Source organism: Adhaeribacter aerolatus (assembly GCF_007991635.1).
In the GTDB taxonomy this organism is placed as follows: Bacteria; Bacteroidota; Bacteroidia; order Cytophagales; family Hymenobacteraceae; genus Adhaeribacter; species Adhaeribacter aerolatus.
Genome location: NZ_BJYS01000021.1, coordinates 59,018 through 70,594 on the forward strand (window position 1 = coordinate 59,018; position 11,577 = coordinate 70,594).

General features: G+C 44.3%; 11 protein-coding genes. 3 read left to right on the top strand and 8 right to left on the bottom strand.

Annotated elements, in window-relative coordinates; translation table 11 throughout:
• Window positions 1-27 precede the first annotated feature (27 nt).
• From AAE02nite_RS14500 to AAE02nite_RS14520, 5 genes are all read right to left on the bottom strand, one after another.
• Window positions 28-711, bottom strand: coding sequence for a response regulator transcription factor (locus tag AAE02nite_RS14500; protein WP_146898707.1), 684 nt, complete (start codon window positions 709-711; stop codon window positions 28-30).
• Between the two features lie 27 nt (window positions 712-738).
• On the bottom strand, window positions 739-1,848 hold the full coding sequence (locus AAE02nite_RS26500; protein ID WP_176599786.1) for a hypothetical protein: 1,110 nt from the start codon (window positions 1,846-1,848) through the stop codon (window positions 739-741).
• An 84-nt stretch (window positions 1,849-1,932) separates the two neighbouring features.
• On the bottom strand, window positions 1,933-2,511 hold the full coding sequence (locus AAE02nite_RS14510; RefSeq protein ID WP_146898710.1) for a hypothetical protein: 579 nt from the start codon (window positions 2,509-2,511) through the stop codon (window positions 1,933-1,935).
• 387 nt (window positions 2,512-2,898) lie between these two features.
• A complete protein-coding gene (locus AAE02nite_RS14515) occupies window positions 2,899-3,333 on the bottom strand; it encodes a hypothetical protein (RefSeq protein WP_146898713.1) in 435 nt (144 codons plus the stop codon).
• Window positions 3,334-3,420: 87 nt separating this feature from the next.
• Entirely contained in the window at window positions 3,421-3,900 is a 480-nt protein-coding gene (locus AAE02nite_RS14520) for a hypothetical protein (RefSeq protein ID WP_146898716.1), read from the bottom strand.
• Window positions 3,901-4,064: 164 nt separating this feature from the next.
• On the opposite strand from AAE02nite_RS14520, the gene AAE02nite_RS14525 reads away from it, so the two are divergent.
• A complete protein-coding gene (locus AAE02nite_RS14525) occupies window positions 4,065-6,605 on the top strand; it encodes a M14 family metallopeptidase (RefSeq protein ID WP_146898719.1) in 2,541 nt (846 codons plus the stop codon).
• Window positions 6,606-6,707: 102 nt separating this feature from the next.
• Here AAE02nite_RS14525 and AAE02nite_RS14530 read toward each other — a convergent pair whose 3' ends face one another.
• Entirely contained in the window at window positions 6,708-7,028 is a 321-nt protein-coding gene (locus tag AAE02nite_RS14530) for a Rieske (2Fe-2S) protein (protein WP_146898722.1), read from the bottom strand.
• A 283-nt stretch (window positions 7,029-7,311) separates the two neighbouring features.
• Here AAE02nite_RS14530 and AAE02nite_RS14535 point away from each other — a divergent pair, with 283 nt between their 5' ends.
• A complete protein-coding gene (locus tag AAE02nite_RS14535; RefSeq protein WP_146898725.1) occupies window positions 7,312-8,094 on the top strand; it encodes a prohibitin family protein in 783 nt (260 codons plus the stop codon).
• A 251-nt stretch (window positions 8,095-8,345) separates the two neighbouring features.
• Here AAE02nite_RS14535 and AAE02nite_RS14540 read toward each other — a convergent pair whose 3' ends face one another.
• On the bottom strand, window positions 8,346-8,852 hold the full coding sequence (locus tag AAE02nite_RS14540) for a hypothetical protein (RefSeq protein WP_146898727.1): 507 nt from the start codon (window positions 8,850-8,852) through the stop codon (window positions 8,346-8,348).
• A gap of 584 nt (window positions 8,853-9,436) precedes the next feature.
• On the opposite strand from AAE02nite_RS14540, the gene AAE02nite_RS14545 reads away from it, so the two are divergent.
• Window positions 9,437-9,964, top strand: a complete 528-nt coding sequence (locus AAE02nite_RS14545; protein WP_170252609.1) for a transglycosylase domain-containing protein — start codon at window positions 9,437-9,439, stop codon at window positions 9,962-9,964.
• 416 nt (window positions 9,965-10,380) lie between these two features.
• Here AAE02nite_RS14545 and AAE02nite_RS14550 read toward each other — a convergent pair whose 3' ends face one another.
• Window positions 10,381-11,565: a TolC family protein gene (locus AAE02nite_RS14550; RefSeq protein WP_146898731.1), complete on the bottom strand. Its 1,185-nt coding sequence runs from the start codon at window positions 11,563-11,565 to the stop codon at window positions 10,381-10,383.
• Window positions 11,566-11,577: the final 12 nt, after the last annotated feature.

Below are 11,577 nucleotides of genomic sequence, written 5' to 3' on the forward strand. Positions count from 1 at the left end.
AATTTGAAAGGCTAAAGCTATTACAACTTAACTATTGGCTACATTAATGCGGTAACCCATACCCCGTACAGTTTCGAGCCAACTGGTTTCGCCGTAAGCGCCCAGCTTTTTGCGGATATTTTTAATATGCACATCAATGTAGTTAGAGTCGTAGTCGTCTTCCAGAATATTGCCCCAGATGTGTTCGCTTAGCTGCAGCCGGGTAAGTACGCGGTTTTTGTGCAATAGCAAGTAAGTTAAAATATCGAGTTCTTTCTTGGTTAAGTTAATATTGTGCTGGTCGTGTTTAACCGTATAATTATTAGTATCTACTTCAAATTGGCCAATGGTGAGTTTGGTTTTCTTCAGGCCGAATTTACGGCGGATAATAGCCTGCATGCGGGCTTGCAGTTCCAGCAGCGAAAAAGGTTTGGGTAGGTAATCATCGGCGCCCAATTCCAGGCCTTTCAGGCGGTCGTCGAGTTCGCCGCGGGCCGTTAATATAATAAAAGCAGCTTCCTGGCCTACCTGCCGGGCTTCGGCGAGTAAGTCTAACCCTTCGTAATCGGGCAGGGTTAAATCCAGTAGAACAAAATCATAAAGGTTAACCGCAATTTTCTCGGAGGCATCTTTGCCGGTCAGGGAAAGGTCGCAGTTGTAATTGGCTTTCGTTAAGAAGTGCTGCAGTTCTTTTGCCAGGTTTATTTCATCTTCAACAATTAATACGTGCATATCCGAAAGTAACCTTTGTTAAACAATTTAGAAGGTGTGGTAGTAACTGAATGTAAGAAAGGAGCGGGGTTTAGAACTAAATTCGGTCGGCACGTTGGTAGGAATTAGATAACGCCACGATAATTCAAAAGAGTTATTGCCAAAGCCGTAAATAACCGGTAACGTAAATCCGTAGTTCAGGAGGGTGAATTTAGACTCCTGGATGATGGTGGTGGTTATAGTAGTGGTAGTGCCGGTACCAGTTCCGGTGCCACTGTTGCCATTGCCGGTGTTGCCATTGTTACCGGAATTTCCATTGTTTCCATTACCGTTGTTGCCGCCGTTGCCATTGCCGTTCCCGTTATTACCATTGCCATTGCCATTATTCCCATTGCCGTTCCCGTTTCCATTATTGCCGTTGCCATTACCATTGTTTCCGTTACCGTTATTACCATTATTGCCGGAATTACCATTTCCATTCCCGTTATTTCCATTACCGTTTCCGTTGTTGCCGGTATTGGCTTCCTCAATTTTAGTAGTGTAACTCTGGGTAAAAAATTGGGTGCCGGCGAGTAAGTTAATAGCTGGATCTACGCCCAGGTAATCGGTTTGGCTGAAAATACCCTTCTTCTCAAAATATCGGGAATTATTCAGCGACAGGAAAGCATCGTTAAACTCGCCGAAAAGGTAATTGGCCGTCAGGCTGGTGTAAAGAAAAGACCAGTCGTAGCTCAAGGTAGCCGTAGCCAGGTTTGAAGCCACCGATTGCAGCAGCGGGTTATCGGAGCCGTAAATATAACGGGTATAGCTTAAGCTGCCATCCAGCCGGTCGGATAGGGTAAAATCCCAGCCGGCCGAAAGGTTGGTTTCGTCGATGTAGTTTTTAACGCCTTTGATGTGATACAGAGTAGTACCCACCCAAAAGCCGGATTTAAGCTTGTAGCTAAAGTTAGCTGCCAGGTACGGGTAGGCCACATCCGTGCTCCGGCCGAAAAAGTAAGAATTATTACCCGCCAGCAAACCCACAGAAAAAGAATTCCGGGTACTATCGGCCGTCTCTACGGTGGTAGTATCGTTATTGTCCTGTACCACCTGGTTTGTACCGGCCCCGGCCCGGTAACAAAAGAGGATTAAAATAATGCAAATAAGATGTTTCATGTATCTCCAGCCCACCATCGTATTTGTAAATATACAAAAACACCTACACGAGAGGCAGGTGTTTTTGTTAAATCTGCAAAAAAATTAATCTTTGCCTTTGCCCCTATTCGGATTTCCGGCATGATCCGGACGGCCCCCACCCGTAGGCCTGCCTGCCCGGGCGGGGCGGTTAACCTGGTTAGGGTTAGCTCCCCGGTCTGGTTTAGCAGACGCGGCATTTGGCCGGGCTGCACTGGTATTGCCGCGTTTGGCGCTACCCATCGATGGCCGCTTGGCGCTGCTGCCCTCTACTTTCGCCGGTTTTTCTACCCGACGCGCCTTGGGTATAGCCTTAACTTCCTGCGGATTTTTGGCCTGGTCCAGGCTGGTTTCCCGGTTAGCCGGGTTCTGGTCTTGCTGCGGCGTATTATCGGCCGCAGCCTCTGGTTTCTGTTGGGTTATTTTAGCTTTTAAGCTTTTAAACAAACTTTTATGGCTATTGGCCACCATAACCTCTTCCGGCATATTATTCGGTTCGGCATCCGGGGCAAGCAAACTTCTTTCCGAACCGCTATCAATGATTTCGGTAACGGGGTAAAGATTAGGGTTATCGGACACCATGTGCCGGGCATCCGCCGCTGCAGCCAAAAGAATAAAAGCTACTGCAGCAAAAAATATTTTCATTTATCTGGGTTTCGACTATTCTGATATTTATTTATATAAATAATTATACTAAGTTATTAAGCAAAGATGAAGAATACATGAATTTTTGCAGATAATATTTTGAGTCTATGCCATCAACAGAAATAAGCACATAATGTTGCGATGGGGTTGGCTAAATAGCGGTTTGCAAATATTAACTTAGCAGATTATTTAATACTGACCGATCTACTGCTCTTATTATTCCTTGGTTATACAATATTTATCCCGCGCTCCGGAGCGTTGCGGTAAAAAGTTAAGCACGTAGAAAGTTTTAAGTAATAAGTTTTAAGTATGTATGGTGTTGAAATAAAGCGTTTTGCCTTAGTTTGTATGCCAAAGTAATTTTGTCTGCTTACTTAGGCAGATGAATTAGCCTCGCCCGACTTGGGTAAAACGGCCATTCCCAACCGGGCGGCGCACCGGATTGGGCCGGTTTAGTCGTACGCTCTGCCCTTTGCTGGTTGGCCTTTGTACCAGTATGCGCCGCTGGGCCGGCACCGGGCGGGCAGGACGATTTATTTGCAGGCCTTTGGCTTTCGGGTTTTGGGGCTTGCTGGTGCTTAGCTTTTTAGGATTAACCGTAGGTTGTTTTTTGGCGCCAACTATTCTGCTTTTAGACCGGGCAATGCGGCTAATAAATTTACCTTTTTCCGATTGCGGATAAGTCTGGTGGGCGGCGGTGCTAACCACGGTGCCGTGGTTGTTTTTTTCGGGGCGGGTTTGGGCTGGAACTGATTTGGTAGTCTGGGCCTGCACCGTACTAAAAATAAAGGCAACACCTAAAGTGGCGATTATTTTTTTCATCTGGGTTTGCTTTGGTTTGAGTTTAGGGTACCAAAGTATAAAGTCAAGATGAAGATTACATGAAAAAATTAGAGTTCTTGAATATATTTATTCTTTAATTATGTCCAGCAACTTAAGGCTCTCGTTTATAATGCCATCCATTTCAGATTTTGAGTCGGCGTGCAACGTACGCTGAAATAAATCCAGGAGCATTTCGCCGTCATCGTTTATAAATAAATCCTGATAGAGGCTGTCGAAAGCCTTGGCTTCTTTCGTAATAATGGCATCAATCTGAGCAATGCTGCTGCCTTTGGCCGCTCGTTTAAGAATATCCAGTACTTTCTTGCTTTCGTCATCGTCGGCCATGTCCGAAAAAACCTGCATTAAGGCAATGGCTACGCCTAAACGCACCTTTTCAAATTTATAATGTAAGTTGTCGCCGGGTACGGTTTGGCCGCGCTGGGCACGCTGCCGAGCCTCAGCCAGTTCAAATTCTTTGTAAACCACGGCTTCACTTTTATCAAACAAGCCTGGGGTGTCCGCATCCAAAGCCTTTTTTACCAGGGTTTCAAATTTTATTTCCGACATAAATATAATTGTACATTACTAGAAAGTATTAATTCCACAGTGCCTTAACTTTTCCGGCCAAATCTGAATAAATTGGTTTGCCGGGCTAAACTTGGTAGTATGAAATTTATAAAGCAACTTTAACCGGCTTTCAAAGTAATTTTAAATAACCGTTAATTCCTAGTATGTACGCGAAGGTTAAGTTATTACTTATATTTTTTTTTACGATTTTTATGTTGCCCGGCTACGGCCAAACACTGCTGCAAAATCCGGAGCAGTTTCTGGGTTATAAACCCGGCACCCGTTTTACCCGCCACAGCGATTTGGTACGCTACCTCGAATATTTAAGCCGCCAAGCCCCCAGTCGCCTGAAGCTGCAAACTTACGGTACTACTTACGAAGGCCGGCCTTTGTACCTGGCAGCCATCTCTGCTGAAGAACGTATTAACCGCTTAGAAGAAATCCGGCAGAATAATTTAAAACGAATTGGTTTGCAAAATGGTCAGCCTACAGCCAACCAGCCGGCCATTATTTGGCTAAGTTATAATGTGCACGGCAACGAAGCCGTATCGTCGGAAGCGGTATTACAAGTTTTATACGATTTACTTAATCCGGCCAACGAGCGTACCCAAGGCTGGTTAAAAAATACAGTGGTGTTAATAGACCCGTGTGTAAACCCCGATGGGCGCGAGCGCTACGTGCAGTGGTACAACGGGGTAGCCAATGCCGTACCCAATGCTAACCCCTGGGCGCGTGAGCACCAGGAGCCCTGGCCCGGTGGCCGTTTTAACCATTATTTATTTGATTTAAACCGCGATTTGGCCTGGCAAACCCAGCAGGAATCGCAGCAGCGCATTGCTTTGTATAACCAGTGGATGCCGCAGTTACACGCCGATTTTCATGAGATGAGCGGAGAGGCTACTTATTATTTTTCGCCGGCGGCTAAACCATTTCACGAGGATATTACGCCCTGGCAGCGCGAGTTCCAGCAGATTATCGGCGAGAACAACCGCAAATATTTCGACCAGAATAACTGGCTGTACTTTACCCGTGAGACTTACGACTTGTTTTACCCGAGTTACGGCGACACCTGGCCTACCTTTAACGGGGCTATTGCCATGACCTATGAGCAAGGCGGGTCGGGGAGGGCCGGCCTGGCTTTTGCCCGCGCCGATGGCGATACGCTAACCCTGGGCGAACGGATAGCACATCATTACACGGCCAGTCTGGCCACCATCGAAACGGTGGCCCAGCGCAAAGACAAAGTATTGCAGGAGTTCGATAAATATTACCAGCGCAACCGCACCAATCCACCGGGGCCGTATAAAACCTACGTGCTGAAAACCAGAAACCAGGAAGCTAAAATAAAAGCCTTAACCACTTACCTCGACCGGCAGCAGATTAAATACGGCTTTGTGTCGGGCAGTTCGGCGCAGCGGGCGTTTAATTATACCACCGGCAAACACGAGAGCGTAAAAATTGAAACAAACGATTTGGCCATTAGCCTGTACCAGCCCAAAGCTACGCTGATTAAAGTTTTGTTTGAGCCCTTTGCCAAGCTGGAAGATTCTTTAACTTACGATGTAACGGCCTGGGCTATTCCTTACGCTTTTGGTTTGCAGGCCTACGCCTTACCGGGTAAAATAAACCAAACCCAGGCCCAGCCCATCGCTTTAAACCAAACCATTACCAAGCCGGCCATTCCGCAGCCTTATGCTTATTTGGCCCGCTGGAACAGCCTGTCGGATATTCAACTTTTGAGTGCCTTGCTGCGCCATAATATTAAAATAAGGTATTCCGAAAAAGCCTTCCAGACCGACGATGAAACGTATGCGCCCGGTACTTTAATTATTACGCGGGCGGGTAACGAAGCCTTGGGCGCCAGCTTTGATAACATTATAAAATCCGAAGCGGAGAAAGCGGGCATTCAAATAACGCCTACACCAACCGGCTTTGTGAGTACCGGCGTCGATTTTGGTTCGGGCAGCGTGCGTTACCTGCGCAAACCCAAAGTGGCGGTAATGGCGGGCCAGGGCATTTCGCCGCCCGCTTTCGGCGAGGTGTGGCATTTTTTTGAGCAGCAGATTAAATATCCCGTTACGGTATTAGATGCCGAATATTTTAACCGGGTGCCCCTGAGTAATTTCGATGTGCTGGTTTTGCCCGGCGGTAGTTACGCCGATATTTTAACCGACAAAACCTTAAGCCAGGTAAGAGATTGGGTAAATGCCGGCGGTAAATTAATTTCGCTGGAGAGTGCTACGGGTTTTCTGGCCGGTAAACACGGGTTTGCGCTCACCCGCAAAAAAGACACTGATTCGGCCGAAGTCCGGAAAAACCCTTATGCGTTATTAAAAACCTACGGCGAAAGCGAACGCCAGACTATTTCGGACGCGGTGCAGGGCAGCGTGTACCGGGTAAGCCTGGATAATACCCACCCACTGGCTTTTGGCTACGGCGATACTTACTTTGCCCTGGTTCAGGATGTAATTAATTTTAGTTTTATGAAAGATGGCTGGAATGTAGGCGTATTAAAAAAAGATATTTACACCAGTGGGTTTGTCGGGGTGCGGGCCCGCAAAAAGTTGCAGGATACCCTGGTACTCGGCCACCAAACCATGGGGCGCGGCCAGGTGGTATATATGGCCGATAATCCTTTGTTTCGGGCTTTCTGGCACAACAGTAAGCTGCTTTTTGGCAATGCTGTGTTTATGGTGGGTAATTAGGTTAATGAGCTAATATGCTGATTTGAAAATGTGCTAATTTGGATATGAGATAGTGTGATAATCTGATAATGTGCAGAAGGCTTGTATAAAGGTTTAAATATTCTAAACCTCAATATACAAGCCTGCTGCTTCCTCTTTAATGGAATACGTTTTTACGGATCGGGTGCGGTATTTGCACTCGGCGCCATTGTTCAGGTTGTACCGGTAGTTGTGCCACGGGCAAACCACTTCGTTTAAATAATTGGTGGTGCCTTTGCTCAACGATTCACCCAAATGCGGACATTCATCATCTACGGCAAAAAAGCCAGCCGCCGTTTGCGCCAAACAAATGCGCTGCCCATCTATAATAAATAATTTTGCTTTGGTTAACGGAATGGCAGCCTTTGCTTCTGCCGAAGAATTAAATAGTTTATGCCAGGCCATGAATAAATTTAGGTTGCATACCGGTATTTAGAAGTACTCATACGAAAAGAAGTTAAATATTGCTCTTTTAATTGCTGTTGTGAAAAGGTTTATTGTTGGCTAGGTATAAGCAAACCGGAAAATTACTGCTTTATATTTCAGTTACCTGGCTTTTTACGTTGATAATAAATTTACCGATAAATAAAAGGAGGTTTTAACCCTTGCATCAGGGGCGAGGTTGTGTTATATAGCAAAGGTTTAATTAATTTAAGCCAATCTAATTAACCTTTAATCACTAAACCTCATGAAAAAGCTAATACCTATCATATTTATCTTCCTACTTATCATTACCGGCCTTTCCTTTAGTTGTACCCGCATCGATGCCGGTCACGAAGGTATCCTGGTAAAAATGTACGGCTCCGACAAAGGTGTGCAGGATGTGTCGCTGGTAACCGGGCGCGTTTTCTACAACCCTTTGTCCGAAGATGTTTTTGAATTTCCGATTTTTATTCAGACAGCCGATTACGATGCCTTTAATGTAAATGCCAAAGATGGTTCGGTGTTCACCGTCGACCCTACCATTTCTTTTGCCGTTACGCCGGGTAAATCGCCGCATATCTTCTCGAAGTACCGGAAAACCATTGACGAAATTACCCGCACCACGCTTTACAACTACGTAAAAGACGCTTTCCGGAACCAGATGAACAAATATTCGACGGATGAGCTCATCAGTAACCGGCAAAAGTTTGAGGCCGATGTACAAGCCACCCTGGCAGCTACCCTGGAAAACGACGGTTTTAAACTGGAGCAGCTAACCAGTGGTCTGCAATACCCCGATGCCATTGTACGCGCCATTGATGCCAAAAACAAAGCCGTGCAGGAAGCCATGCAGGTAGAAAACGAATTAAAAGTAGCCGAAGCTCAAGCTAAAAAATTAATCATCCAGGCCGAAGCCGAAAAGAAAGCTAACGAATTAAAACAGCAGGCTTTAACGCCTTTACTCATTCAGCAGCAGTTTATTGAGAAATGGGATGGCCGGACCCCGCTGTATGGCAATGCGCCGGTTATGTTTAAGAATGTGCAGTAAGTACGGTTTAGGAATAATTTGTTTTATACGCTAATCAGAGATTAGCTATCCTCTGTTGTGCGTAGAGTGCTTTGCTCACGCTACGCACAACAGAGGAGTTAATAAAGCTTAAAAGAAAACAGCTAACGGGAGGGCTAAGCCATCTATAAAAGTATTACTTAGGATTGAAAAGAAATAAACGAAAACAGGATTGGCTCGCTATTTAACGAGCAATTATTTATTTATCAGGTACTGTTTCAAAAGCTGAAAAATTACCTTTTAATAAATTGCTGCCGGAATGTTACGCTTTTAGCATAAAGAGTAAGCATTTCATATGCATCCCCATTTCGATTCTCGTCCTCGTTTTCAGTTCGTGAATATTTTAAAACCGGATAAGGCTGCTGCCAAACCATCGTTTTTTTCGATAGAAAAGTTATTTCAAAAGTTACATCACCCTTTTCTTTAAAAGATATTATGATGTAATTTTTATTATCAGGATTTGAGAGTTTGAATGTACCCGAGTATACTGAACCCGAACCATCCATAGCTTGTACTGTGTTTTCGGTAAACTTATAATCACTTAATCCAACAACGACGGGTACTTCATAAACATTCGATTTTAGAGAGTCATAATAAATTAGTGTACCCATTTCTGAATCCCATATTCCTGCGATGCCTTTTTCATTTATAACCAAATTAGGATTAGCGTCTTTTTCACTGTCATCTTTGCAGCTGAAAAAGAAAAGCAAAATCAATAAAAGTAGAATATCCTTTTTCATAGCTTTTTCTTTTAATTTAAGAAAAAATCCAGTATTTTCCTACTATTTTTATAAATATAATGCTGGTAATCAAGATGTTATTGTTTTTAAAAATTAATCTTAAGGAAAATATTGTAGGTGCGGCTTTCTTACTTATAAGAATGTAAGGAGGCCAGCAGGTAGAAAGGTTAAGCATGCTCTTTTAGAACCAAGCCATTCTAAAACGGGTTCCTTTCTTTCAAAGACACCTGTTGTATCGTAAAAGTATTTTGATTCTGCCCACTAGGAAGCTGGTTCAAGTGGGGATACAAATAAGTACACATTCTTACCGTCACTTGTAGCAGTAGTGGGAAATACAGCACCGGTATCAAAGGAAGTGCTTTGGCTGCCACAATCCGAAAAGGGCGTAGAGCGCTTTGCTCACGCTACGCACAACAGGTAAACCGTCTTTAAAATTGAAAAGAATTCATATGAAGCTAACCAAAAGAATCTTATTATTTATTGGGCTCCTATTAATAGCAATTTTAGTTTATTATACGGCAGTAGTTTTAAACGCCCGGACGAAAACTCCTGCCATCGTGCAAGAGGCATTGAATTCCGGAAGAATGAAACTGGAACTGAATGATTTAACGGATGAACAATTACAAGCGCTGTTAAAAGTTCAAGACCAGAATTTTTACAACCATAAAGGTTTCGATATCTCTACCCCCGGGACAGGCGTAACTACTATTAGTCAGGGCTTAGTAAAATTTTATTATTTCGATAAGTTTAAACCCGGAATTGGAAAAATCAAACAGTCCTTGATTGCCCGGTTTGCCTTTGACCCCATGACACCTAAAGACACCATTTTAAAATTGTTTATTAATGAAGTTTACCTGGGACAACACAATGGCAAAGAAGTTAAAGGGTTTGAGAATGCCGCTAATGCTTATTTAAGCAAATCGTTTAAGGAGCTAACCTGGAATGAATATTTAGGTTTGGTAGCCATGATTCGTTCTCCGAATAACCTTCACTACCTTAAGGATAAAGAAGTTAACCAGGAGCGGGTTGCCAGAATAAAAAAAGTATTAGCCGGAGAGTATGTCCCGATTGACAACAGTGATTGGCTATATGGGCAGAAAGTAAAGTTGTAAAGGCCTGACACCAACACCATGTTTATTCCAGTCATGGGTGAAGGTAAATATAGCATCATTTTCTTATAATTATAAGGCAATGATGCAGCTACTATTAAGCGCAAACTTATAGGAATAACAAATAACCCTACTACATCATTATATGTCTTACGACACAGAACTTGGAAATAGGATGGCCGGACCCCGCTGTATGGCAATGCGCCGGTTATGTTTAAGAATGAGCAGTAGCTGAGTATTAGTAAATAATCTGTTTTATACGCTAATCAGAGAATAGCTATCCGAAAAGTGCGTAGAGTGATTTGCCAACTCTGGGCACAACAGGGAAGTCTTTTCTTAAGGCAATTTACAAGCGTTGCCACCTCCAATGATAAATTAAGAGCAATAATTTCCAAAAGAAATTCTGAATCTTTGATTTTTTATAATTGAAACTTATAGAGCCGGGCAATTGCCTGCTGGTATTCCTTTTCGGCTCTCTGGAAAGTATCATAACTGCTGTAAAAATAACCTAGCTCTTGGAAATAAACGATAGTTGAAATCTGACCTAACCGTAATGCTTTCTGCAGCAACGCCAGATTGTTTGCCGAGGTAAAAATGGCGCGATAAGCCTTGAGCGTTTCCCCTAAGCTTTCGTACTGGGTGTACCATTGGCGGTTAACCGATTGATGCTCCAGGCGATGCTCCTGCAATTGCGCTTCCCGCCATTTGACCTCAGCTAATTGGGCCTGTACTGTATTTTTATTTTCCCATAACGGAATGCTAACCCCCAGGTGCAACCCTTGGTATCGCTGTCCCAGAATAGCCTGGTAATGGTACCCAGTTTCCAGTTTCGGTAATGTCAGCGCACGGGTCACAGCGACCTGCTTTTCGCTGACTACTTTTTGCTGCTCAAACGTTTTTACAATGGGGTCATTGGCTTCAATCAGGCTATCCAGGGTTTCAAAGCGAGGCAAAGCCGGTATGGTCTGATACGTGGTATCCTGAACTGGTAGGGGAGTACCCCCATTCAACTCAGCTAGTTTCTGATTTTGCAGCGCTCTATCTGCTGCCTGAACCCGTTGCTCGTTTTGCACTTGGATAAGCTGTAATTTGGCTTTGTTAACCTCCAGAATACCAATATCTCCTTGTTGTATACGCTTCTGAAAATCGGCGGCCAGCCGTTCCAGATGGCGGGTGCGCCGGGCTAACTCCAAGGCTCTTTTATTCTGGTAAATTAATTCCAGGTAAGTCAGTTTGGCCTCTAATAAAATTTGCTGCCGGTTTACCTGCCATTCCGCTTCCGCCTGCCTGCTCTGCTCGGTAGCTAAATCGCGTTTCCGGAAATAAGTAGTTGGGAAATCGAGTGCTTGCATTACCTCAAAATCCGTCTGGTTACCGGCTTCGGCCGGACTGCCTTTCAGGTAATCATAATTTACCACCGGGTTGGCCGGATTTAAACCGGTCCGGAAACTTTGTTTTTTCGCTTCCAGATAATGTTTGTTCGCGGCCAGGGCTCGGTTATTTTTTCCAACGGCCGTCAGTACTTCTTCCAGGGAGCTTTGCGCGCTTATTGGGAAACTACCGCCCCATAAACAAGCCAGAACCAATATTATTTTTATTTTCATCGGATGCAATAA